This window comes from Actinophytocola oryzae (assembly GCF_004364325.1).
GTDB lineage: Bacteria > Actinomycetota > Actinomycetes > Mycobacteriales > Pseudonocardiaceae > Actinophytocola > Actinophytocola oryzae.
The window spans coordinates 595,639-618,371 of record NZ_SOCP01000003.1; the positions used below are offsets into that span (position 1 = coordinate 595,639).

23 protein-coding genes are annotated in these 22,733 nt (G+C 70.9%); 9 read left to right on the forward strand and 14 right to left on the reverse strand.

All coding sequences use genetic code 11. The annotated features are described in order from the left end of the window. Positions 1-9: 9 nt before the first annotated feature. From CLV71_RS10095 to CLV71_RS10120, 6 genes are all read right to left on the reverse strand, one after another. Positions 10-1,278: a lysine N(6)-hydroxylase/L-ornithine N(5)-oxygenase family protein gene (locus tag CLV71_RS10095; protein ID WP_133902371.1), complete on the reverse strand. Its 1,269-nt coding sequence runs from the start codon at positions 1,276-1,278 to the stop codon at positions 10-12. Continuing rightward, entirely contained in the window at positions 1,275-2,594 is a 1,320-nt protein-coding gene (locus tag CLV71_RS10100; RefSeq protein WP_133902372.1) for a pyridoxal phosphate-dependent decarboxylase family protein, read from the reverse strand. Before CLV71_RS10100 ends, CLV71_RS10095 begins: the two co-directional genes overlap by 4 nt. A gap of 82 nt (positions 2,595-2,676) precedes the next feature. Then, the gene (locus CLV71_RS10105) at positions 2,677-3,627 is read right to left on the reverse strand and encodes an LLM class F420-dependent oxidoreductase (protein WP_133902373.1); all 951 of its coding nucleotides are present in this window, start codon (positions 3,625-3,627) and stop codon (positions 2,677-2,679) included. Next, positions 3,624-5,726, reverse strand: a complete 2,103-nt coding sequence (locus tag CLV71_RS10110; protein WP_133902374.1) for a S9 family peptidase — start codon at positions 5,724-5,726, stop codon at positions 3,624-3,626. Before CLV71_RS10110 ends, CLV71_RS10105 begins: the two co-directional genes overlap by 4 nt. Before the next feature lie 14 nt (positions 5,727-5,740). Further along, the gene (locus tag CLV71_RS10115) at positions 5,741-6,217 is read right to left on the reverse strand and encodes an SRPBCC family protein (RefSeq protein WP_133902375.1); all 477 of its coding nucleotides are present in this window, start codon (positions 6,215-6,217) and stop codon (positions 5,741-5,743) included. Next, positions 6,214-6,525: an ArsR/SmtB family transcription factor gene (locus CLV71_RS10120; protein ID WP_166664024.1), complete on the reverse strand. Its 312-nt coding sequence runs from the start codon at positions 6,523-6,525 to the stop codon at positions 6,214-6,216. Before CLV71_RS10120 ends, CLV71_RS10115 begins: the two co-directional genes overlap by 4 nt. A gap of 110 nt (positions 6,526-6,635) precedes the next feature. Here CLV71_RS10120 and CLV71_RS10125 point away from each other — a divergent pair, with 110 nt between their 5' ends. Further along, positions 6,636-7,610 carry a S1C family serine protease gene (locus tag CLV71_RS10125; protein ID WP_279588723.1) on the forward strand — a complete coding sequence of 325 codons (975 nt, stop codon included), beginning with the start codon at positions 6,636-6,638 and terminating at the stop codon, positions 7,608-7,610. Positions 7,611-7,770: 160 nt separating this feature from the next. Here the strand turns inward: CLV71_RS10125 and CLV71_RS10130 are convergent, their stop codons facing one another. Further along, the gene (locus CLV71_RS10130) at positions 7,771-8,142 is read right to left on the reverse strand and encodes a hypothetical protein (protein ID WP_133902377.1); all 372 of its coding nucleotides are present in this window, start codon (positions 8,140-8,142) and stop codon (positions 7,771-7,773) included. Positions 8,143-8,207: 65 nt separating this feature from the next. Between CLV71_RS10130 and CLV71_RS10135 the strand changes: the two genes are divergently transcribed. After that, entirely contained in the window at positions 8,208-8,972 is a 765-nt protein-coding gene (locus CLV71_RS10135; RefSeq protein ID WP_133902378.1) for an alpha/beta fold hydrolase, read from the forward strand. On the opposite strand, the gene CLV71_RS10140 is transcribed toward CLV71_RS10135, so the two are convergent. From CLV71_RS10140 to CLV71_RS10160, 5 genes are all read right to left on the reverse strand, one after another. Then, on the reverse strand, positions 8,964-9,731 hold the full coding sequence (locus tag CLV71_RS10140) for an ESX secretion-associated protein EspG (protein WP_133902379.1): 768 nt from the start codon (positions 9,729-9,731) through the stop codon (positions 8,964-8,966). The genes CLV71_RS10135 and CLV71_RS10140 overlap by 9 nt on opposite strands. 9 nt (positions 9,732-9,740) lie before the next feature. Then, positions 9,741-11,045 (reverse strand): hypothetical protein, encoded by a 1,305-nt coding sequence (locus CLV71_RS10145; protein ID WP_133902380.1) that lies wholly within the window; start codon positions 11,043-11,045, stop codon positions 9,741-9,743. A gap of 19 nt (positions 11,046-11,064) precedes the next feature. Then, the gene (locus CLV71_RS10150) at positions 11,065-11,547 is read right to left on the reverse strand and encodes a hypothetical protein (protein WP_133902381.1); all 483 of its coding nucleotides are present in this window, start codon (positions 11,545-11,547) and stop codon (positions 11,065-11,067) included. Positions 11,548-11,680: 133 nt separating this feature from the next. Further along, positions 11,681-13,177, reverse strand: a complete 1,497-nt coding sequence (locus CLV71_RS10155; protein ID WP_133902382.1) for a CoA-acylating methylmalonate-semialdehyde dehydrogenase — start codon at positions 13,175-13,177, stop codon at positions 11,681-11,683. Continuing rightward, on the reverse strand, positions 13,177-14,472 hold the full coding sequence (locus CLV71_RS10160; RefSeq protein ID WP_133902383.1) for an aspartate aminotransferase family protein: 1,296 nt from the start codon (positions 14,470-14,472) through the stop codon (positions 13,177-13,179). The genes CLV71_RS10155 and CLV71_RS10160 overlap by 1 nt, the downstream gene beginning before the upstream one ends. 83 nt (positions 14,473-14,555) lie before the next feature. Between CLV71_RS10160 and CLV71_RS10165 the strand changes: the two genes are divergently transcribed. Beyond that, complete coding sequence (locus CLV71_RS10165) at positions 14,556-16,172, forward strand: PucR family transcriptional regulator (RefSeq protein ID WP_133902384.1); 1,617 nt, start codon at positions 14,556-14,558, stop codon at positions 16,170-16,172. Here the strand turns inward: CLV71_RS10165 and CLV71_RS10170 are convergent. Further along, positions 16,162-16,995, reverse strand: coding sequence for an NUDIX hydrolase (locus CLV71_RS10170; RefSeq protein ID WP_133902385.1), 834 nt, complete (start codon positions 16,993-16,995; stop codon positions 16,162-16,164). The two genes, CLV71_RS10165 and CLV71_RS10170, sit on opposite strands and share 11 nt — an antisense overlap. A gap of 56 nt (positions 16,996-17,051) precedes the next feature. Here CLV71_RS10170 and CLV71_RS10175 point away from each other — a divergent pair, with 56 nt between their 5' ends. Beyond that, on the forward strand, positions 17,052-17,429 hold the full coding sequence (locus CLV71_RS10175) for a VOC family protein (protein WP_133902386.1): 378 nt from the start codon (positions 17,052-17,054) through the stop codon (positions 17,427-17,429). 17 nt (positions 17,430-17,446) lie between these two features. On the opposite strand, the gene CLV71_RS10180 is transcribed toward CLV71_RS10175, so the two are convergent. After that, complete coding sequence (locus CLV71_RS10180; RefSeq protein ID WP_133902387.1) at positions 17,447-18,280, reverse strand: ADP-ribosylglycohydrolase family protein; 834 nt, start codon at positions 18,278-18,280, stop codon at positions 17,447-17,449. A gap of 128 nt (positions 18,281-18,408) precedes the next feature. Between CLV71_RS10180 and CLV71_RS10185 the strand changes: the two genes are divergently transcribed. From CLV71_RS10185 to CLV71_RS10205, 5 genes are all read left to right on the forward strand, one after another. Continuing rightward, a complete protein-coding gene (locus tag CLV71_RS10185; protein ID WP_133902388.1) occupies positions 18,409-18,951 on the forward strand; it encodes a DUF6232 family protein in 543 nt (180 codons plus the stop codon). Next, the gene (locus CLV71_RS10190; protein WP_133902389.1) at positions 18,951-19,274 is read left to right on the forward strand and encodes a hypothetical protein; all 324 of its coding nucleotides are present in this window, start codon (positions 18,951-18,953) and stop codon (positions 19,272-19,274) included. The genes CLV71_RS10185 and CLV71_RS10190 overlap by 1 nt, the downstream gene beginning before the upstream one ends. 45 nt (positions 19,275-19,319) lie before the next feature. Continuing rightward, on the forward strand, positions 19,320-20,123 hold the full coding sequence (locus CLV71_RS10195; RefSeq protein ID WP_133902390.1) for an LLM class flavin-dependent oxidoreductase: 804 nt from the start codon (positions 19,320-19,322) through the stop codon (positions 20,121-20,123). A 104-nt stretch (positions 20,124-20,227) separates the two neighbouring features. Beyond that, entirely contained in the window at positions 20,228-21,766 is a 1,539-nt protein-coding gene (locus CLV71_RS10200) for an NCS1 family nucleobase:cation symporter-1 (protein ID WP_133902391.1), read from the forward strand. After that, positions 21,759-22,601: a nitrilase-related carbon-nitrogen hydrolase gene (locus tag CLV71_RS10205; protein ID WP_133902392.1), complete on the forward strand. Its 843-nt coding sequence runs from the start codon at positions 21,759-21,761 to the stop codon at positions 22,599-22,601. Before CLV71_RS10200 ends, CLV71_RS10205 begins: the two co-directional genes overlap by 8 nt. The last annotated feature ends 132 nt before the right edge of the window (positions 22,602-22,733 follow it).

The window sequence follows — 22,733 nt, forward strand, 5'->3', positions numbered from 1 at the left end:
CTGTCCCCTCTACAGTCCGAAGGTCGTGAACGCGGTCCGCTCCGGCAGCGGGTAGACCGTCTTGCCGCACACCGAGTTCAGGATCGTCGCGGCACGCCAGGCGATCAGGCCCAGATCTGGCGCGCCGACCCCGTGGGTGTGCCGCTCGGCGTTCTGGACGTACAGCGAGCCGCTCCGCGACGTGCCGACCCGGTAGTCGGCGTCGACGACCAGCCTGCCTGCCTCGTCCCGTTCCAGATCCGTCCCCAGTGGACCGATCAGGTCACCGAGATCCCTTTCCTGGTAACCGGTCGCGCACAGGACGGCATCCGTGGTGACGGTCGTCTGGCCGCCCTGCTGCACGTGCCGCAGCGACAGCTCGATCCCCCGTTCCCCGGTCGTCGCGCCGACCACCTCGACGGCCGGGGCCAGCACGACGTCCGGCCAGCCGCCGCCGACCGTGCGCCGGTACAGCTCGTCGTAGATCTCGGCGATCGTCTCGGCGCTGATCGCCTTGTACAGCTGCCACTGCGCGGGCACGAGCCGGTCGCGGACCGGTTCGTCGAGGCCGTGGAAGAACCTCGTGTAGTCGGGTGTGAACTGCTCGAGCCCGAGCTTCGAGTACTCCATCGGCGCGAACGCGGGTGTTCGGGTGAGCCAGCGCAGCGTGCCCTGCCCCGAACCCCTGGCACGCAACAGGTCCAGGAACACCTCGGCGCCGGACTGACCTGAGCCGACCACCGTCACGTCGTTCGTGGCCACGAGCCGGTCCCGCTCCGGCAGGTAGTCGGCGGAGTGCACGGCGACACCCCTCAGCGGCGCCGGTGTCTTCGGCTCGGTGCCGATGCCGATGACGACGTTGCGGGCGAGGACCCTGCCGACCGGGTTGACGTCCAGCTCGAACGCGTCGTCCACAGTGGACCAGCGGATCGTGCGGACCTGCTGGTCGAAGCGCAGGCTCGCCAGCCTGCGGCTCACCCAGGCGCAGTAGTCGGCGTACTCCGTCCTCGGGATGTGGAACTTCTCCGCGAAGTAGAACGGGTACAGCCGCTCGTGGGCACGCAGGTAGGACAGGAACGACAGCTGGCTCGTCGGGTCCACGAGGGACACGAGGTCGGCGAGGAACGGCACCTGGAGGAACGCGCCGTCGATCATGAGCCCGGGATGCCAGCGGAAAGCGCTCTCCTGTTCGAAGAACGCGACGTGTAAGCCGTCGAGGGGGTCGGCGAGCGCCGCGAGGGAGAGGTTGGCCGGGCCGATGCCGACCCCGACGAGGTCGTGCGGAGCAGCGTTGGTCACGACGCGACCAGGTCGAGCAGGTCGGCGTACTCCGGGGCGGTCGCGCCGGGGCGCAGCAGGGTGAGCTTCAGCCACAACCGTCCGTCGACCGCCGCGCGGCCGAGCACGGCGGTGCCGTCGTCGAGCAGCTCGCGGCGGATCGCCGCCACCTCGGCGTCATCGGCGCCGACAGGCCGGAAGACCACGGTGGACAGTTCGGGTCGTGCCCAGAGCGTGAGGCCGGGATGCGCGTCGACGAGGTCGGCGACGCCTGCCGCCGCGGCGCAGCACTGCTCGACGAGCAGACCGATCCCCTGACGCCCCAATGCACGCAGTGTCACGGCGATCTTGAACGCGTCCGGACGGCGGGACGTGCGCAGAGATCTCCCCAGCAGGTCGGGAAGTCCGGCCTCGGTGTCGTCCGCCGCGTTGAGGTAGTCGGCGGTGACGTCGAGGGCCGACAGCGGCCGTCGCGACGTGAACACGCCTGCCGCGATCGGCTGCCAGCCGAACTTGTGCAGGTCCATGCCGACGGAGTCGGCGTCGGCGACGCCGTCGAGCAGTGGCGCGAGCCGGTCGCTGAACAGGACCGCGCCACCGTAGGCGGCGTCCACGTGCAGCCACGCGTCCGGTGCGGCGGCCCGGATTCGCGCGATCGGGTCGACCGCGCCGGTGTCGGTGGTGCCCGCCGTGGCCACGACCACGGCCGGTCCGTCCAGTCCGGCGAGGAGTTCCGTGAGGTGGTCGACCCGCAACCGGCCGTCCTCGCAGTCGACGAGCAGCGGCTCGGGCAGGCCGAGCAGCCACGCGGCGCGGGCGACACTGTGGTGTGCGGTGCGGCCGCACACGGGCTGGACCCACCCGAAGCGCTCCCGCGCCATGAGCAAGCCCAGCAGGTTGGACTCGGTGCCTCCGCTGGTGATCAGCGCGTCGTCGTGGCCGACGAGCCGCGCCAGCGCCCGGGTGAGGACACGCTCCAGCTCGCTCGCGCTCGGTGCCTGGTCCCAGGAGTCCATGGAGGGGTTGAGGATGCTCGCGACGAGGTCGGCCGCCGCCGCCACGGCGAGCGGCGGCCCGTGCAGGTGCGCGGCGCACCACGGGTGGGTCGGGTCGACCGAGCCGGCGACCAGCAGCCTGCTCAGCTGGTCGAGCGCGGGCACCTCGCCGATCCCCACGTCGGGCAGCAGGTCGAGGTCCGCCGCCACGACGGCGGCGGGACCACCGCGGGGCACCGGACCCGCAGGCACGGCAGCGGCCATGGCGTCGAGCGCCACGGTGACCAGCTCCCGCACCGGCTTGGTGCCGGCCACCCCGCCGGCAAGCATCGAGACCTGCATGGGACTCCTTCTTAGGCCAACCTAACTTGAACAGCACAATACTGTTGGCCTGCCCCGACCGGTGTCCCGGCCGACCTCGAAGCTAGCTCGGGGCGAGTCTGCGCACCATCTCCGCCGGGTCGTCGCCGGTCGGGAGCAGCGCCATCACCGGGGTGTCCAGACCCTGCGCCACGTACTCCGCGACCCGTTCCCGGCACTTCTCGACCGGGCCGTGCACGATCAGGTCGTCGACCACCTCGTCGGGGATGGCCGCGTTGGCGCCCGCGCGGTCGCCCGCCGCCCACGCCTCGTGCATGGGTGCCAGGGCGTCGCCGCGGCCGAGCCACTCGTGGAACGCCGCGTAGACCGGCACCGTCAGGTAGCTGGAGATCAGCAGCCTGCCGAGGTTCCGCGCCGCGTCGGCGTCCTCCGTCGGGCAGACGAAGATCCTGGCGATGAGCTCGGACTCCGCACTGATCTCGCTCCGCACCTTCGGTACATCGCCCGGCGCGAGCCAGTTGGTGATCGCGCCGTCGGCCTCCCGCGCCGCGAGGTGCAGCATGCCGGGCCGCAGTGCGGCGAGGACGATCGGCGGCGGCGGGGTCGGCGTGCGCTCGAGGCGGAACTTGGACACCGAGAACGTCTCGTAGGTCTCGGTGACCTTGTCGCCGCGCAGCGCCGCACGCAGGAACCGGATGGTGTCGCGGGCCCGCGCGTAGGGCTTCTCGAACGGGACGGAGTTCCACTGGGTGACGATCGTCGGCGTCGACGTGCCGATGCCGAACACGAACCGGCCCGGCGCCAGCTCCGCGATGGCCGCCGCCTGCATCGCGAGCAGGCCGGGGCCACGCGTGTAGATCGGCACGATCGCGGTCCCGAGCCGCAGGCCAGGCGCCCACTCGGCCACGAGGGCCAGCGGGGTGAAGGCGTCGGAACCCGCTGTCTCGGCCGACCACACATCGGTGTAGCCGAGGTCCGGCAGCGACCGGACCAGGTCGCGCTGCGTGGCCATCGGCACACCGGTGAGCGGCAGGGTGATGCCCCAGCGGTTCATGACGTCTCCTCGACAGCCTCGTTCGCGACACCCAGTGCGTCGCGCAGCCAGCGGACCTGCATCAGCATGAAGTTCTCCGCCACCTCGTCGTCCTGCGGGGTCAGGTGGGTGACGCCGGGCAGCGGCAGCAGCGAGTGCGGCCTGCCCGCCGCGACCATGGCCGACGACAGCCGCACGGAGTGGGCCACCACGACGTTGTCGTCGGCGAGGCCGTGGATGATCAGGAGCGGCCGCTCGAGCTTCGGCGCGTCGTCGATCAGCGAGTTCCGGTCGTAGACGTCCTTGTTGTCGTCGGGATGGCCGAGGTAGCGCTCGGTGTAGTGGGTGTCGTAGAGGCGCCACTCGGTGACGGGCGCGCCCGCGATCGCGGCGTGGAAGACGTCCGGGCGGCGCAGCACCGCGAGCGCGGACAGGTACCCGCCGTAGGACCAGCCCCGGATGGCCACGGCCGACAGGTCGAGGTCGGGGTGCTCGGCGGCCACCGCGTGCAGCGCGTCGACCTGGTCGGCCAGGGTGACGCCCGCGAGGTCGAACGCGATCTCCCGCTCCCACTCGGCGCCGCGGCCCGGGGTGCCGCGGCCGTCGGCGACGAGCACCGCGAAACCCTGGTCCGCCAACCACTGTGGGCCGACGAAGGCGTTGCGGCTCGACATCACGCGCTGCGCGTGCGGGCCGCCGTAGGGGTCGAGCAGCACCGGCAGCCTCGTGCCCGGCCGGTGTCCGGTCGGGTACAGCAGCGCGACCCGCAGCCCCCGGGAACCGACCGTCATCAGCCGCAGGTTCGGCACGAGCGGCGGCTCGACGGCGAACGAGCCGACCGTCGCGACCTGTTCCGTCCCACGCAGCACGACGACCCTGGGGCCCGCGTGCTCCAGCGACCACGACGAGAGCACGGTGACGTCCCCGCCCCGCGCCGCGCCGTGCACACCGTCCACAGTGGACAACCGGGCGATGCCGTCCTCCGCCCAGCGGTACACGTGCACCTGCGTCGGGTCCTCGGCGGACGCGGTGAACAACACGTCCGCGCCGACGTCCAGCACCGACCGGACCTGCAGCGACGGCGGGGTGACCTCCTTGCCGTCCACCACGAGCCGGTTCGCGCCGTCGGCGACCGCGACCCGCACCAGCCTGCCGTCCTCGGTCCACGCGGGCACGCCGGGGACGATCTCGACCCAGCGGTCGTCCACGTCCTCGGCCAGTACCTCGGTCGCGCCGGTGTCGGCGTCGACCGCCAGCACCCGCATGCGTCGCTGGTCCCTCGGCTGGGTCGCGATCAGGGGCTTCCCCCGGGAGCTCCAGTGCGCCGTCACGAAGTACTCGTCGGCGAGCTCGACGTCGACCTTCGACCCGTCGAGCCCGAGGACCGCGAGCCGCACGGTCGCGTTGTCCGTGCCCGCCGCCGGGTAGGAGACGACGTTCGGCTCGGCCTCCGGGTTGGCCGGGTCGGCGATGTGCCACCGGCGGACCTGGCTCTTGTCGACGAAGGCGACCAGCAGCCGGGTGCCGTCCGGCGACCACCAGAACCCCCTGCTGCGGCCCATCTCCTCGGCGGCGATGAACTCGGCGACGCCGACCGCCCGGTCCGGGCCGTCCGACTCGGCGAGCACCCGGTCGTTGGTGCCGTCGACGCCGACCACCCGCAGCGCGTTGGCCGCCACGTAGGCCACGTGCGTGCCGGTCGGGTCGGGCCTGGGGTCGATCACCGAGACCGCGGTGGGCAGCTCCCGGACCTCGCCGGTCTCGGCGTCGGCCACGAACACCTTGCCGGACAGCGCGAACGCGGCGACCCGGACGTCCGCGTCGACCGCGTTGCCGACGACACCGCCGCCCTGCTCGCGAGAGCGTTCCCTCCTGGCACGCTCCTCCGCCGACAGCTCCTCGAGGCCGCCGAGCAGCGCTGCCGGGTCGGCGAGCCTGGTCTCCTCGCCGGTCTCGACGTCGAGGCGCCACAGGATGTGCTGGCGGTCCTCCCCGGAGGCCGAGCGCAGGAACAGCACGCGCCTGCCGTCCGGGGAGACCTGGAAGCCGCGGGGGGTGCCCAGGGTGAACCGTTGGGTCCTTGCCTGCAGCCGCAGGAACGAGGTGTCGTCGTTGGTCACCCCCGCACCCTATTTCAGCTGGCAGCCTCTGCGTAGTCGGTAAGTATGCCGGTCCAGCCGCCCGGCGAGTCGACCCCGGACACGACGTCGTCGGCCCCCCGGTGGCGCTCGATGTGCCGGTGGACCAGCTCCACCCTGGTACAGCCGTCGGCCTCTTCCGTGAACGTGACCTCGATCTCGCTGGCGCGCGCGGGGTCCGGGTCGTAGCTCCAGTCACCCTGCAGGTGCCAGGACAGCACGACACGGGCGGGCGGGTCGTAGGCGAGGACCACACCCCAGTCGCACTCGGTCCCGTCCACGCCCCGCTCGTACCAGCGGCCACCCACCTTCGGCTCGATGACCGCGTCGGCAAGGTCGGCCGCGCCGATGTGGTGGCTCTTCGGCCACCAGGTGGCGAACCTCTCGGTGAACACCGCGAACGCGCGCTCGCGGCCGGCGTCGACGGTGACGGTCTTCGTGACGGACAGGGCCCGTGTGCCGGTCGGTGTCATCGGTCTTCCTCCTCCACCGCCGCGGCGAACGCGGTCAGTGCGTTGTCCCACAGTCGGTCCAGGTAGTCGCGCAGGGCGTGCACCCCGCGCGGGTCGACCCGGTAGAGCCGGCGGGTGCCCTCGGCGCTGCCTGTCACGAGCGCCACCTCCTTGAGCACCCTCAGGTGCTGCGACACGGCGGGCCTGCTCACCGGCAGCTCCTTCGCCAGCTCGCCGACCGCCCTCGGGCGCTGGACGAGCAGCTCGAAGATGGCGCGCCGGGTCGGGTCGCCGAGTGCCCCGAGCGCGTCCAGCTGGTAAGTCACCACGAACGGTAAGCTATGACTTACCACGACTCTCAGTCAAGTCGCCGGCAACTCTTTGGTAGTCCTGTGCGGGCTCACAGGGTCCTCTCATGACCCGGACGCACGGTGGAGACATGACTCAGAACGTGCAGCAGGCGCCCCCACCGTGGACCTACCCCGGCAACCCCTACCCGCCGCCGCCGGTGCCACCGGGGCCCCAGATGTTCCCGGGGAGTCCGCAGCAGCGACCGCCCCGCAGGTTCCGGCGCGGCACGGTCGCGGCCATCGCGGCAGCCGCGCTGGTCGCGGGTGGGTTGGGTGGGACGATCGGCGCCTTCGTCGGCAGCGACGGCGCGAGCCAGCCTGCCGCGACCGCCGCCACCACGACCTCGGCGAGCCCGAGCACCGGCACCGAGGGCACCGACGTGTCGGCGATCGTCGCGAAGGTGATGGCCAGCGTCGTGCAGGTGAACGTCGAGCTGGCGAACGGCGAGGCCATCGGCTCCGGCGTGGTCATCAGCTCCGACGGCCGCATCCTGACCAACAACCACGTCGTCTCCGGCGCCGACAAGGTCACCGTGACCCTTTCCGACGGGCGCACGGTGGACGCGACGGTCGCGGGCACCGACCCCTCCAGTGACCTCGCGGTCATCCAGGTGCAGGGCGTGAGCGGCCTGACCGCGGCGACCTTCGCCGACTCGAGCACCGTCAAGGTCGGTGACGAGGTCATCGCCATCGGCTCGCCCGGCGGCCTGCAGGGCACCGTCACCACCGGCATCGTCAGCGCGCTCGACCGCAAGGTCACCGTGTCCTCCGACGACGAGCAGCAGCAACAGCAGGAACAGGGCTTCCCGTTCGGCGACGAGTCGCAGAACGGCAGCGGTGACAGCAGCGGCAGCGGTACGACGACCTACCAGGCGCTCCAGACCGACGCGGCCATCAACCAGGGCAACTCCGGCGGTCCGCTGTTCAACACCTCGGGACAGGTCGTCGGCATCAACTCGGCGATGTACTCGCCGGTGACCGGCCCGGACGGGTCAGCGGGCAGCGTCGGGATCGGCTTCGCCATCCCGAGCAACCAGGCCCAGCAGGTGATCGACAAGCTGTGAGCCACCGACCAGGACGCTCGCCCGACGCGCCTCGCCCACCGCGGTGGCCGCTCGGGTGAGCAGCCATCGGACCCGCCGGACCTGCCTGCGCGTCCGGTTGATCTCCCGGAGCAGTGCGGCGGCCGCCGCCAACAGGACGGTCGCCGCGACGACGACCAGCTCAGCGGCCACGGTGTAACCGGACGTCGGCCGCGACACCGGACGCGGTGAGGGACTCACGCACCTTCGTCACCAGCCTGCGGTGCACGACGTCCCGCAGGAGCCGTGGCGTCAACGCGGTGAGGGGCCGGGTGAACACGCTTTCCCGGTGCGCCAGCTCGAACAGGTTGAGCAGCTCGACGGTGATGAGGTGCCGTGCGCCGGTGCCGAAGCTCCCGGACAGCTCGGGCGGCAGGGCGTTCATCCGCTCGGCCAGGTCGGTCGCCGCCGCCTCCGTCTCGGCCAGCTCCCGGCGCAGCGCCCGCAACGCCACGACCGCAGCGCCGAGCACGGCGAGGCCCGCGATCACCAGCACCAGCCCGATGGTCTCCATGACATGCCTTTCGCCCGTGGTGGAAACGGCTGCCGCGTGGGACATCGCGTTCTAGCGTGTGCGGCATGACGATATCGGGGGTCGCGGCAGGAGTGCCGTTCACCGCTCTCCCGCCCGCGAACGGCGAGGCAGGGCAGCTGGTGGTGACCTGGCACATGCTCGACGCGCCACGAACCGACGCCGCGTTCGCCGCCGCCCTGCCCATGACCGGGGTACCGGCGTGGCGCGTGCACCTCGGCCTGCCGATGTGCGGCGCACGCATGGTCGACGGGTCGATGGACGCGGTCGTCGCGCTCACGTCCGGCGACCCGCTCCGCGACCTCGTCGACGGCCTCACACGGCAGGCGCTCGAGGAGTTCCCCGCCGCGCTGACGGCGTTGCGTGCGACGCTGCCGGTCACGGACGGCCCGATCGGGATCCTCGGCGGCTCGCTCGGCGGGCTCGTCGCACTCCGGGTGCTGACCTCCGGGACGCCGGTGGCCGCAGCCGCGTTGGTCAACCCGCTGGTCAGAGCCCGCACCTACTTCGAGGTGATCGGCCGCGAACAGCCAACGGCCGCCCGCGAGCCGGCCGACGAGCTGGACTTCGTCGCACGCGCCGCCGAACTCGCCATGCCGCTGCTCGTGGTGAGCGGCGAGCACGACCTCCCGCCGTTCCGCGCCGACGCCAGGGCCCTCGCCGACGCGGCACCGAACGCGGAGTTGCGTACCGTACCGGGGCTGGGCCACCCGCTGGCCGAGGAACCGGGCCTCGAACGCGCGCCACAGCGACCCACCGCCAGGGTGGTCGACGAGGCACTGACCGAATGGTTCACCCGTCACCTAGCGTGACAGGTTGCGGTGCATCTCCTGCAGGCGCGCGGCTAGGTCGGCACGTGTGGCGGGGGCCACGAGGATGCGTTGCTCGCCGTCACTACTGGTCGTCGTGTAGTTGAGCCAGCGGCCGTTCTCCGTGTCGGCGTACCTCAGCGGGTCCTGCACCGCCCTGCGGCGACCCATGCGGTCACGGACAGCGACGAACAGCTCGCCACCACCCGTGGTCGGCTGCGCCATGATCTGCTGCACGATCCGCACCTCGGGCGGTGCCGGGCGCATGCCGACCCCGGCCGCCGTGCGCTGTCTGCCGCCCGCCGAGGCGAGCATCTCCGACCGCAGCACGTTGACGGCCTCGCCGCGGGACGGCTTCACGTCCGCGGTCTTGTTGACCAGCGCCACCGGCAGCGTCTCCGGCCGGATCTGGGTGATCGACACCTCCTGGCCGTCCCGGACGGCCAGGAGCGCCTCCCGGCCGATCGCGGCCGAGAGCACACCCCGGGTCTTCTCACCCTCGTTGACCCAGCCGTAGAACTCCGCACCCGCCCTGGTCAGCACGGCGAGCGCTGCGGCGACCTCCACGTCGAGCCTGCCCCGGCCGTCCAGCAGGCCGAGCCGCATGAACTCCTTGCGGGCCTCGACCTCGATGCGGTCCTGGTCGGCCTTGGGCCGCCACACCGCCTCCGGCTTGAGCGTGACGTGCAGCTCGCCGAGGTTCTCCATCCGCACCAGCCGGGCGAGCAGCTCGGCGTGCAGTTTCAACGGCCTTTCGAGCACCCCGAACCCCTACTCGCCGATCACCGGCGGTGCGGTGACCTCGTCGGTGCCGAACGTCTCGTGCGGGTCCGGCTCCACGAGGAACGACGGGCGCTCGTGCTCGCCGTCCTCCTCGCCCTCGCCCTTCCTGCCGCCGGGACCGTGCATACCGCCCATGCCGCCGCGTCCGCCCGGACCGACGCCACCCCGACCGCCCACGCCCTCCGCTGCCGCGGCGGCGTTACCGGCGCCGGGGCCGAAGCCGCTGCCCGGACCACGCGCACCGGAACCGGGTCCGCCGGACGTGCCGGGGCCACCGGAGGAGCCGGGACCGCCGCTGCCCGGGCCGAAGCCACCCGAACCGCGCGGGCCGAACCCGCCACCGCCGCCGCGTGGGCCGCCGCCACCGCCGCCGGTCGGGCCGAACCCGCCGGGGAGCATGCCGGGCAGGGCCGGGTTGTTGCCGCTCTGGCCGGGCAGGTTCTGGCCACCGGGCAGGCCGCTGCGCGGCGGCAGGCCTGTGGGCGGCCGGTTCTGGTTCGGGTTGGTCTGGCCGTTGCCGTTCTGGTTCCCGTTGCCGTTCTGGTTGCCGTTCCCGTTGCCGTTCTGGTTGCCGCCACTGGTACCGGGTGGGCGGTTCTGGCCCTGGTTGTTCGAGCCGTTCCCCGTGCCGGTGTTCGTTCCCGTGCCGGTCGTGCTGTTGTCCCGGCTACCCGGGGTGCCGAGGTTGGGGTTGAACGGGGTGAAGGACCCGGACGGGGTCGGCGGCGTCGGCCTCTCGACCCCGATCGCGGCGTAGTCGTCGGTGATCCGGCCGTACTGCGTCGGCATCCCGGTGGTGTTGGAGCTGGTGGTGGTCTCGTACTGCTCCATCACGGCCACGTTGTGGTCGTTGGCCGTGTTGACCTGGTTCATCTTGTCGTCGTAGTTGCGGCCTGCGCCGCCGAAGCTCGTCAGGTTGTCCCACATGCCCGGCTTCTCCGGCGTCGGCGGGATCTCGGTGACCTGTTGCTGTGCCGACACGAACGCCGTGAACTGGTTGTGGAGCGTGTCGGACGCGGTGTTCATGCCCGTCTGGGCCAGGCCGTGCTCGACGGCGAGCGGTCCGGCGCCGCGCTGCGCGGCCCCACCCGCACTGCCCTGCCACGCGCTCTCCATCGTGGTGGTGAGCTGTGTGATCGACGTGGTGCGGTCGTCGTACCGCTTGCCGAGCGCGGCCACCGTCGTCGACGCGGACAGCAGGCTGCGGGCGTCGTCGCCGGTGCCACCGCGGAAGTTGTGGTAGATGTCCTTGCCGCTCATGCCGAACAGGCCGAGGTCCTCCAGGATGCCCATCGCTCGCTCTCCTCCCCCGTCAGGCCTGGATGGTACGGAAGCGGGCGTCGGCGCCCTCTTCGTTGAGCGACATCTGCCGGCGGCTCGCCTTCAGCTTGGCGATGTAGTTCTCGGCGTACTTCAGCATCGCGTCGTTGTGGTGCCACATGTTGGCCAACGAGTCCTGCGACGCGGTCGCCTGCCCGCGACTCATGGAGTCACCGGCGGGCGGGGTGATCGAGTAGTAGGCCTCGGAGATCTTCTCGCGGTCGGCCAAGATGCCGTCGCGCTCGTCCTCCCAGCGCGTGATGACGGTGTCCAGCTCCTCGATGCTCGCGAACATGAACTGGCCGCCCGCGCCGCCGCCACCCGCCTGGTACTCCTCGGTCGGGTTCAGCCCAAACAGGGCGCGCCACCACCCGAGCACGCCCTCACGGACGATCTCGCCGTTCACCTGGTCAGCCGGCGTACCGGGGTCCTGGTCGTCAGTCCCCGTGTCATCAGCGTTCGTACCGTCAGGCACGCCCACCACACCCCTCGTCCAATCTCTCCCCAATTGACCGCCCATCCAGCTTACCGCCGGTGACCAGGCGGTAAGCCCGGGCATACGACGGTTCCGCCGACGGTCCGGTTCCCGGGTGAACGAGGCGGGTGGGTCAGTCGTTACGCGGGAACCCGAGGTTCACCCCGCCGTGCGACGGGTCGAGCCAGCGGGAGGTCACGACCTTGGTCCTGGTGTAGAAGTGCAGGCCGTCGGGGCCGTACGCGTGGGTGTCGCCGAACAGCGAGTCCTTCCAGCCGCCGAAGGAGTAGTAGCCGACCGGGACGGGGATGGGGACGTTCACGCCCACCATGCCGACCTCGACCTCGTTCTGGAACCGCCGCGCCGCGCCGCCGTCGTTGGTGAAGATCGCGGTGCCGTTGCCGTACGGGTTGTCGTTGATCAAACCGACGGCCTGCTCGTAGGTCTGCGCACGGACCACGGACAGCACCGGGCCGAAGATCTCGTCGCGGTAGACCGACATGTCCCGGCGCACGTGGTCGAACAGGGTCGGGCCGAGCCAGAAGCCGCCGTCCGGTCCGTCGATCTCGTGGTCGCGGCCGTCGACGGCCAGTGTCGCGCCCTCCCCGACGCCGGTGTCCAGGTAGGAGGTCACGCGGTCGCGGTGTGCCGCGGTGACGAGCGGGCCCATCTCGCAGCCCGGCCTGCGTCCGTCGCCGACGCGCAGCCTGGCCATGCGGTCCCGGATGCGCTCGACCAGCTCGTCGCCGACCGGGTCGACGGCGACGACGACCGAGATGGCCATGCACCGCTCGCCCGCGGAGCCGAACCCGGCCGACACGGCGGCGTCCGCGGCGAGGTCGAGATCGGCGTCCGGCAGGACCACCATGTGGTTCTTGGCGCCGCCGAGTGCCTGGACGCGCTTGCCGTTGGCGGTGCCGGTCTCGTAGACGTACCTGGCGATGGGCGTCGAGCCGACGAACGAGATGCCCCGCACCGAGGGGTGCGTGAGCAGGCCGTCGACCGCCACCTTGTCGCCGTGGAGGACGTTGAGGACACCGTCGGGGAGTCCGGCGCGGGCCCAGAGGTCGGCGATGAGGACCGAGGCGGAGGGGTCCTTCTCCGACGGTTTCAGCACGACCGTGTTGCCGCAGGCGATGGCGTTGGGGACGAACCAGAGCGGCACCATCGCGGGGAAGTTGAACGGCGAGACGACGCCGACCACGCCGAGCGGCTGGCGCAGGGAGTAGACGTCGACCCGGGTGGAAGCGTTCTCGCTGAAGCCGCCCTTGAGCAGGGCGGGGATGCCGCACGCGAACTCGACGTTCTCGATGGCGCGGCCCACCTCGCCCGCCGCGTCGTCGAGGACCTTGCCGTGTTCGGCCGTGACGGTGGCGGCCAGCTCGTCCTTGTGCTCGTTGAGCAGCTCCCGGAAGGCGAAGAGGATGCGTGACCGGGCGGCGAGGGAGGTGTGCCGCCAGGTCTGGAACGCCCGTGCCGCGGCACCGACGGCCTCGTCGACCTCGGCCGCCGACGCGAAGTCGACGCGCCCGGCCACCTCACCGGTCGCCGGGTCGAAGACGTCGCCGGAACGCTCGGCGACCCCCGCCCACGGCTTCCCGTCGATCCAGTGACTGATCCGCGCGATCATCAGTGGTCCTCCCCGGAAGCGGCGGCGATCGAGTCGCCGAGGATGGTCAGTGCCTCTTCCAGTTCCTCGGCGGTGAGTGTCATGGGCGGCGCCAGCCTGATCACGTTGTTGTGGAGGCCGCCCTTGCCCACGAGCAGGCCGCGAGCGCGGGTCTCCTCCAGCACGCGCGTCGCCACGGCCGGGGACGGCGTCATGCCGCCCGGCTCCACCAGCTCCACCCCGACCATCAACCCCTTCCCCCGCACGTCGCCGACCACCGGGTGCCGTGCGGAGATATCACGCAGCCCCGACAGCAGGCGGGTGCCGAGGGTGTGGGCGTTGCCCTGGAGGTCGTGTTCGCGGACGTAGTCGAGCACAGCGCGCGCACCGACGGTCGCGACGGGGTTACCCCCGAACGTGGAGATCGAGTTGGCGGTGAGGCAGTCCATGACCTCGCCGCGTGCGACCACCCCGCCGATGGCGAGGCCGTTGCCGAGCCCCTTCGCGAAGGTCATCATGTCCGGCACCACGCCGTGGGCCTGGATACCCCAGAAGTGCGTGCCCGTGCGTCCCCAGCCCGTCTGGACCTCGTCCGAGATGAACAGGATCCCGTGCTCCGCGAGGACTTCCGCGAACGCGCCGAACAACCCGTCGGGCGGGGTCGCGAAGCCGCCGACGCCCTGGATCGGCTCGGCGATCATGCACGCGACGTCGCCGGAGGTACCGGTCTGCAGCACGTCACGCAGGTCCTCGACGCACGCGGCGATGTAGTCGGCGTCCGACATGCCGCGGAACGGGCTCCGGTACGGATACCCACCGTGCACATAGGACACACGGACGGGTGAGAGTGCGGAGGCGGACCAGCCGCGGTTGCCGGTGATGCCGACTGTCGCGAAGGCGCGGCCGTGGTAGGAGTTCCGCATCGCCAGGACCTGGTTGCTGCGCCGGTACTGCGTGGCGAGCATCAGCGCCGTCTCGTTGGCCTCGGTGCCGGAGTTGGTGAAGAACACCTTCGCGTCCGGGATCCCGGACAGCCGCGCGATCTCCTCGGCCAGCTCGACCTGAGCGCGGATCAGGTACAGCGTCGAGGTGTGCAGGATGCCGGTGTCCAGCTGCTTGCGGACCGCGTCGCTGACCTCGGGCACGTCGTAGCCGAGCGCGTTCGTGAGGATGCCCGCGAAGAAGTCGAGGTAGGTGGTGCCGTTCGCGTCGGTCACCCGCCGCCCGCTGGCGTGCACGATCTCGATCGGGTCGGCGTAGTAGAGCGCGAGCCAGTTCGGGAGGACGGCGCGGTGGCGGTCGATCAGACGGTCCATACTCTGAGTGTGCCGAGGCGCCACCCGCCACGCCATGGACAGTGTGTATCGCGGCGCGGCCCCGGTCCGTACAGTGTGCGTGCGTGTACCCGACCGTGGCGGACGTGCTGACCCTGCCGGTGATCCGGCAGGGGATGGCGACCCTGGTCGCGGGTGCCGGCGGCCTCGACCGGCCGGTGCGCTGGGTCCACGTCGCGGAGATCGCGGACATCGCGCCCCTGCTCGGTGGCGGCGAGCTGGTGCTGACGACCGGCATCGCGCTCCCGGACGATCCCGGGTCGCTGACACGGTATGTCGCGGAGCTGTCCTCGGTCGGTGTGGTGGGGGTGGTCGTGGAGCTGGTGCGGCACTGGCACCGTGAGCTGCCTGCCGCGCTGACCGAGGCGGCCGACGCACACGATCTGCCTCTGATCACCCTGTCGAGGGAAACCCGGTTCGTAGCCGTGACGGAAGCCGTGGTGGGGCTGATCGTGGCTGCTCAGGTCGCGGAGCTCCAGGCGGCCGAACGGATACACGAGACCTTCACCGCGTTGACGGTCGCGGGCGCCGAGCCGGCGGAGGTGCTGCGTGAGGTGGCACGGGCCTCGGAACTGCCCGTCGTGCTGGAGACCCTCGGCCACGACGTCCTCGCCTACGACACGGCGGGCACCGACCCGCGGGAGCTGATGGCGGACTGGGCCACCCGTTCACGAGCGGTGACCGTCGACGCCCGTACGGGCTACCACGCCGAGGCGGGCTGGCTCGTCACCGTGGTCGGGGCGCGCGGCAACGACTGGGGCCGCCTCGTCCTGGTCTGCCCGTCGGAGCCGAAACACCGGCAGGTGGTGATCGCGGAACGGGCCGCGTCGGCACTGGCGGTGCACCGCCTGGTGGCGAGGGACCGGGAGGGCCTGGAGCGGCACGCCCACCGGACCCTGCTGACCGAACTGCTCGGCTCGACCACGACCGCGGCGGACGTGGCGGCCCGCGCCGGCGCACTGGGTGTCCCGCTGCAGCGACGCCAACTGCTGGGCATCTCCGTGCGCCCGTCGACGACGACCGCCGTCCGCCCGACGATGGCGACACAGGAGGTGTTGCGGGACCTGGCCGAGGCGACGGCACTCGCGGCGCGCAGGGCGCGGGTGGCCGCCCTGGTCGGGGTGGTGGACGACATCAGTGTCCGGGCGCTCCTCTCGCTGACCCCGCAGGCCGACGCGGATGCCGTGCTGCGCAGGCTGTCGAAGGAGATCCACCAGGCGGCGGCGAACGCGCCGAAGGCACTGCCGGTGATCGTGGCGGTGGGCACCACGGTCGACGCGGTGTCCGACGTCAGGCGGACGATGGTCGAGGCGGCACACGTGGCTAAGGCAGCGCTGCGCACGTCGAACGACCGGCCGTACCACCGCCTCGACGACGTGCGCCTCCGCGGCCTGCTGCACCTGCTGGCCGACGACGACCGCGTGACCGCCTTCGCGGCGCGGGAGCTGGGCCCGCTGCTGACCCGCGACGCGGCGCACGGCAGCAGGCTCATCGACGCGCTGCGGCACTTCTGCGACCACGGCGGCAACAAGTCGGCGGCGGCGACCGCGGCCCACATGTCCAGAACGGCCTACTACCAACAACTCGCGCGGGTGGAACAGGTGCTGGGCGTGTCACTGGACGACTCGGACTCGGTGCTGTCCCTCCACGTGGCGCTGCTGGTGGCGGAGATCAACGACTGAGCTGGTCGAGCAGCCACCGGGGCCCGAGGATGGACGCACCGGCCTCCTGGCTGCGGCGCTTCAGCTCCCGGTCGGCGGTCACGACGAACACCTCGGCCTCCGGCTCACCCGCGTACTCCCGCACCGTGTCGACAATCGTGTCGTCCCCCTCGCCGGGAGCACTGACGACCCGGACGCGCTCGCTGTCGCCGACCCCACCCGCCTTTCCCTCGACGATCATCACGATCTCCGGGTAGGCCACGTCGAACGGCGGCAGCGGAAGGCCATCGAGCGCGTCGAGCTGGTCGCGTAACCGCGTGGCCGCCCCGTGCCGGTCCCGCCACCAGCCGTCGGCGCGGGACCCCATGACGTTGGCGGTGTCGACGATCAGGACCGGTCTGCGCATGGCGTCACGCACCTTGGGCCAGGAGTGGGCGAAGGGATCGAACAGGTCCATGTCGGCGACCTGGCCCGAGGGCACCCAGCGGGCGTCCATCGACTCCCAGGACACGGGCAGGACCTCGGGTAAGGACTCGACGTCGGCCACCACCGTGTCGTAGTGCCAGCCCTTGTGGTCCTCCCTGAGGACACCACGCACCCGAACCGTCCGGACGTCCACAGTGGACTCCTCGGCGGCCTCGCGGAGCGCGGTGACCACCGGCGGCTCGTCCCTGGCGCACGCGCCACCGAACAGGCCCCACGTCCCGGGGCCCATCGAGAGGGCGGAGCGCTGCTGGAGCAGCACCATGTCGCCGTGGTGGAGCAACAACCCGGCGGCACCGTACTTGCCCCAGTGTCGATGGCCGAGTCCACACTCGACGAACTGGTCGCCGTCCACGTTCATGCCGGCAGTTTACGAGCGGGCACCGACAACGAGCGTGATCGGCGATAATCCGGGGTGTGGAGTTCCTCAGCAGCCGGATCATCGTCCGTCCCCTGGACCCGGAGCGGTCCCTCGCCTTCTACCGCGACACGCTCGGGTTGGCCGTCTACCGCGAGTTCCCCGGCGGCACGGTGCTGTTCCTCGGCAACGGTCTGCTGGAGCTGTCCGGCCGGGGCGGCGACGGGCCGGGAGCGGACGTGGTGATCTGGCTCCAGGTGCGTGACCTGACCGCGACCGCCGCCGAGCTGGCCGAGCGCGGCGTGCCGATCACGCGTGAGCCGCGCACCGAGCCGTGGGGCCTGGAGGAGATGTGGGTCGCCGACCCCGACGGCCTGCGGATCGTGCTGGTGGAGATCCCGGCCGACCACCCGCTGCGCCGCGACACGCGCCAGTAGCCGTCCCATGTGGACGGTCAGGTCAGCAGGCGACCGTCCAACGCGGCGAGGTAGTCGCGGCCGTACGTGCCGTTCTCCAGGTCGTCGTGGAGGGCTGCCGGCAGGTCGTCGGTCACCTCGGGCGTACGGGAGGCCGCGGCGAGCGCGATGGTCGCCACCGTGTCGACATCACCCGTGTAGGCGACACACGCGTGGAGGAGACCACGCATGGTCGTGGCCCGCGCGAGTGCGGTGAGCGCCGCACGGACGCTCATGACCCCCTTCGAGCCAACTTTGCCCTGCCACGGCCGGGTCCAGTCGGTCCCCAGCTGGTCGGAGATCCACCTCGTGACGCCGGGCAGCGGGCCCAGCCCGTGGTGGCAGTAGTGCACGGCGAGCGCCGCCGCCTCCGCCGACGCCACGCCGTCGGGGGTGTCGTGTGTGACGCGAGCCTGGAGCGCGGCGAGGCGGCGCACCTCGGCGACCGTCGACAGCAGGCCGACCGGCGCGACCCGCATGGCGGCACCGCTCTTGTCGCTGTCGGGGCGGATGCGGTCCACGAAGTCACGCCCGGAGGTCACCGACTCCAGGAAGGCGTGGAAGCCGCCCGCGTACCCGACCCGGGGGTCGCGGTGGAAGACCTCGACGAACTTCTCGGCCAGGGTGAGCCGTGAGAACTCGGCGCCGTCGGCGAGCAGCTCCGCGACCGCCAGGGTCATCTGCGTGTCGTCGGTGTACCGCCCCGCCTCGATGCCGACGTGGGTCGGATGCGTGGCGTAACCCTCGACGGTGTTGTACTCGGCCACGAACGTGGCAGGCGCGTACTCGAACGCGCCGCCGTAGGCGTCCCCGATCGCCAGTTCCACCATCATGCGCCAGACCGTACCGAACCAACCGGGCTCGTGAGGCGCACCTTGTGCCGCCCTTTCGGGCATTACGGCCGGTGTCCGCCGCTGGTGTACTCCCCCCAGTCGTGTGTCAGCTCGCCGGAGGCGACGCCATGTCCAGCAAGATCATCAACATCGGCGTGAACCAGGGAGTCCTCTGGGTCGGCGGCGAGGCCTATCCGCTGCACAACATCGCGCGGGTGCAGAACGTCGAGCTGGTCCCGAGACGCGGCCGTGCGGTCGGCTCGTTCGTCAAGCAGGTGCTGCTCTGGGCGGTACTGGGTGCCGGCGGGATCGCGGGGCTGCGCTTCGCCGACCTTCCCTCGTCCGATGTGGAGACCTACACCGAGTACGTCGCGGTCGCCGTCGGCGCGCTCGTCCTCGTCAGCACCATCGGCCTGCTGGTGGCGCTCGCCAGACGGACCTACCACGCACTCGTGATCGAGACCTCCGGCACACCGCACACGGCGGTGATCAGCCCCGACGAGACCGTGATCAACGGCCTGGTCCACCAGATCATGCGGGCGATCGGCAACCCCCGCGACCCCCGGACCAACTTCACGACGACGGTCGTGCACCACCACCACGGCAACAACTACTTCGGCGGCCAGCACGCCACGGTGAACGGCAGCGACAACGTGGGGATCAGGAACTGATGACCAGCAACTACTACGGCGGCCAGCACGTCACCGTCGGCGGCACCAACAACGTCGGCATCAACAACGGCACCTACCACCAGGCCGGCCCGCAGGACGCGCTCCGCGAGCTGACCGACGCCGTCAACGCGCTGCGCGCACAGGTCTCCCCCGCCGACCGCGAGGTCATCGACGCCTCCATGCGGACCGTCGGCCCGAACGCCGAGCCGAGCGGCTTCCGCGGGGCGCTGCGGGAGATCTCCGGCGTCGCGAGCATGGTCGGCCAGGTGGGGGTGCCGGTCATCGAGGCCGTACGCAAGGTGATGGCCGCCTTCGGCATGTGACGCCGGCCTGGCACGGCCGACGATCTTCATGCAGGATCGGCAGCCGTGACCAAACTAGGTGTGGTGTTCCGGCCGCAGTTCGCGCCGGAGCGGATGCGGGAGATCGCCTCGGCTCTCGACGAGAGCGGGCTCGACGAGGTCTGGCTGTGGGAGGACTGCTTCCTCGCGAGCGGCATCGCGAGTGCCGTCGCACTGCTCGGGTTCACCGAACGGGTACGTGTCGGGGTGGGCCTGCTGCCGGTTCCGTTGCGGAACGTGGCGCTGTCGGCCATGGAGGTCGCCACTGTCGAGCGACTGTTCCCCGGACGGGCGACCTTCGCGTTCGGCCACGGGCTACAGAAGTGGATGGGCCAGGCGGGCGTGCGTGCCGAGTCGCCGGTGACGCTGCTGCGTGAGTACCTCGTCGCGCTGAAGGGATTGCTGGCCGGCGAGACCGTGACCGTGTCCGGCAGGTACGTCAACCTGGACGCCGTGCGGCTGGAGCGGCTCCCCGAGACCCCGCCACCGGTGATCTCGGGTGCGTTCGGTCCCAAGTCGCTGGCGATGTGCGCCGAGGTGGCGGACGGGCTCATCCTGGCGGCCAGCGCGGGCCCGGACGGCGTCCGCGAGATGCGTGCGACGACCGACAAGCCGATCATCGCGTACGCCCGCGCGGCCTTCGGCGCGGGCGCCCAGGAGCGCCTGGACGCCGAGGAGAGCCCCGAGTACGGCAGGGCGAACGACGACGTGCCGGGAATGATCCAGGAGTACGTCGAGGCCGGCGTGACCACGCTCGTGCTGCAGCCGACGCCGGACGAGCCGGACCTCGAGGGTTTCGTGCACATCGTGGCGGGACTGAAGCAGGCCTGACCGGCTCGGCGGCGATCCGCAAGAGACAGAGTGACCACCATGTGCGGCAACGACGCACACTGTGACACTGCCTCGGGGGATCGTCCCAACACCACGATCCCAGGATGGCACTAACGACCACCAGCTCGGATGGCCGGGTCGATCTCGCCGATCACTCGTCCATCGCGGACAGCCGTTTCTACAATGCCGAGCTCGCCCCAGTGCCTGTGGCGCAGCGTAACTGGACCACGTACAACTACTTCGCGCTGTGGATGGGCATGGCCCACAACATCCCCAGCTACCTGCTCGCCTCCGGTCTGATCGCACTGGGCATGGACTGGGTGCAGGCGTTCATGACCATCACGCTCGGCAACATCATCGTGCTCATCCCGATGTTGCTGAACAGCCACGCGGGCACGAGGTACGGCATCCCGTTCCCCGTCTTCGCCCGCGCCTTCTACGGCGTGCGCGGGGCGAACCTCGCGGCGCTGCTCCGCGCGTTCATCGCGTGCGGGTGGTTCGGCATCCAGACGTGGGTCGGCGGCCAGGCGATCTACGTGATCATCGGCAAGCTCGCGGGCGACGGCTGGATGAACGCGTCGGTCGTGGCCGGGCAGCCGATCACGCTGTGGATCTCGTTCGCGGTCTTCTGGATCCTCCAGATGCTGATCATCTGGCGCGGCATGGACGCCGTGCGGAAGTTCGAGAACTGGACCGCGCCGCTCGTGACCGTCGGCTTCCTGATCATGCTGGTGTACGTGCTGGTCAAGGCGGGTGGGTTCGGCCCGATCCTGTCGCAGCCGTCCAAGCTGGGCTGGGGTTCGGACTTCTGGACGGTGTTCGCGCCGTCCCTGATGGGCATGATCGCGTTCTGGGCGACGCTCTCGCTGAACATGCCGGACTTCACCAGGTTCGGCGGGTCGCAACGCAAGCAGTTCTGGGGTCAGATCCTCGGCCTGCCGACGACGATGTCGTTCATCGCGATCGTCGCGATCCTGACGACGTCCGGCGGCGCGGTGCTGTTCGGCGACGTGATCTGGGACCCGGCCGCGCTCGCCTCGCGGTTCTCCTCGCCGGTCGTCGTGGTCGTCGCGCTGGTGGCGCTCGTGCTGGCGACGATCTCCGCGAACCTCGCGGCGAACGTCGTGAGCCCGTCGTACGACTTCTCGAACGCGTTCCCGAAGAAGGTCACGTTCGCGGTCGGCGGGCTGATCACCGGCATCATCGGCGTCGTGATCATGCCGTGGCGGCTGCTCGCGGACGCGGACGTGTACATCAACGGCTGGCTCGGCTTCTACGGTGGCGTGCTCGGCGCGGTGGCGGGCGTGCTGATCAGCGGGTACTGGCTGCGGGCCCGCACGGTCATCGCGGTGGAGGACCTCTACCGGGAGGGCGGCCGGTACTGGTTCTCGGGCGGCTGGAACATCCCGGCGCTGGTCGCCACCGTCGTGGGTGCGGTGCTGGCGGTCGGCGGCGCGCACAGCGCCTCCGGCAACCCGTTCCCGAAGGACGGGCTGATCCCGTTCCTGAAGGAGCTCTACAACTACAGCTGGGTCGTCGGATTGGTGGCAGCATCCCTGGTGTACCTGCTGCTGAACGCGCGGACATCGCGGGAGAGCGCACCGGCTTCCCGGCCGGTGACGGAAGGAGAGGCAGTTGTCTGAGATCGTCAGGGCGGCACTGGTCCAGCAGAAGTGGACCGGTGACAAGGAGTCGATGATCGCGAACGCGGTCACCCACATAGGTACGGCCGCGTCGCAGGGCGCACAGGTCCTGTGTCTGCAGGAGCTGTTCTACGGGCCGTACTTCTGTCAGGTGCAGGACGCCGACTACTACTCCTACACCGAGCAGATCCCGGACGGGCCGACCACACAGCTCATGTGCGAGCTGGCCGACCAGCACAACATGGTGCTGATCGTGCCCATGTACGAGCAGGAGCAGCCCGGGGTCTACTACAACACCGCGGCCGTGATCGACGCCGACGGCACCTACCTCGGCAAGCACCGCAAGAACCACATCCCGCAGGTCAAGGGCTTCTGGGAGAAGTTCTACTTCCGGCCGGGCAACCTCGGCTACCCGGTGTTCGACACCGCGGTCGGCAAGATCGGCGTGTACATCTGCTACGAGCGGCACTTCCCGGAGGGCTGGCGGGCGCTCGGCCTGGGTGGCGCGCGGATCGTGTTCAACCCGTCGGCGACCTCGCGTGGGCTCTCGGAGTACCTGTGGAAGTTGGAGCAGCCTGCCGCCGCGGTGGCGAACGAGTACTTCGTCGGCGCCATCAACCGGGTGGGCGTGGAACCACTGGGTGACAACGACTTCTACGGACAGTCGTACTTCGCGGACCCACGTGGCCAGATCGTGGACGAAACCGCCTCGGACGACGAGGAAGAAGTCATCGTGCGTGACCTCGACATGGCGAAGCTGACCGAGGTCCGCGACCTATGGCAGTTCTACCGCGACCGCCGCCCGGACACCTACGACTCGCTGACCGGGGCGTGAGCATGAGCGGCGCTGGCGGAGCGAATCATCGATGTGCAGGACGGCACCTCGACCGCGGAGGGCCCCGGAGTAGCGGAGCCTGCGGAGCGTTCCGGTGCCACGCAGCGGGCGAGGGGGCGTGAGCATGAGCGG

Coding starts and splice junctions, on each gene's coding strand:
- CLV71_RS10100 (WP_133902372.1), bottom strand. CDS start 2,594: ATGCAGGTCTCGATGCTTGCCGGCGGGGTGGCCGGCACCAAGCCGGTG.
- CLV71_RS10105 (WP_133902373.1), bottom strand. CDS start 3,627: ATGAACCGCTGGGGCATCACCCTGCCGCTCACCGGTGTGCCGATGGCC.
- CLV71_RS10115 (WP_133902375.1), bottom strand. CDS start 6,217: ATGACACCGACCGGCACACGGGCCCTGTCCGTCACGAAGACCGTCACC.
- CLV71_RS10125 (WP_279588723.1), top strand. CDS start 6,636: ATGACTCAGAACGTGCAGCAGGCGCCCCCACCGTGGACCTACCCCGGC.
- CLV71_RS10130 (WP_133902377.1), bottom strand. CDS start 8,142: ATGGAGACCATCGGGCTGGTGCTGGTGATCGCGGGCCTCGCCGTGCTC.
- CLV71_RS10135 (WP_133902378.1), top strand. CDS start 8,208: ATGACGATATCGGGGGTCGCGGCAGGAGTGCCGTTCACCGCTCTCCCG.
- CLV71_RS10145 (WP_133902380.1), bottom strand. CDS start 11,045: ATGGGCATCCTGGAGGACCTCGGCCTGTTCGGCATGAGCGGCAAGGAC.
- CLV71_RS10155 (WP_133902382.1), bottom strand. CDS start 13,177: ATGATCGCGCGGATCAGTCACTGGATCGACGGGAAGCCGTGGGCGGGG.
- CLV71_RS10160 (WP_133902383.1), bottom strand. CDS start 14,472: ATGGACCGTCTGATCGACCGCCACCGCGCCGTCCTCCCGAACTGGCTC.
- CLV71_RS10170 (WP_133902385.1), bottom strand. CDS start 16,995: ATGAACGTGGACGGCGACCAGTTCGTCGAGTGTGGACTCGGCCATCGA.
- CLV71_RS10180 (WP_133902387.1), bottom strand. CDS start 18,280: ATGATGGTGGAACTGGCGATCGGGGACGCCTACGGCGGCGCGTTCGAG.
- CLV71_RS10185 (WP_133902388.1), top strand. CDS start 18,409: ATGTCCAGCAAGATCATCAACATCGGCGTGAACCAGGGAGTCCTCTGG.
- CLV71_RS10190 (WP_133902389.1), top strand. CDS start 18,951: ATGACCAGCAACTACTACGGCGGCCAGCACGTCACCGTCGGCGGCACC.
- CLV71_RS10200 (WP_133902391.1), top strand. CDS start 20,228: ATGGCACTAACGACCACCAGCTCGGATGGCCGGGTCGATCTCGCCGAT.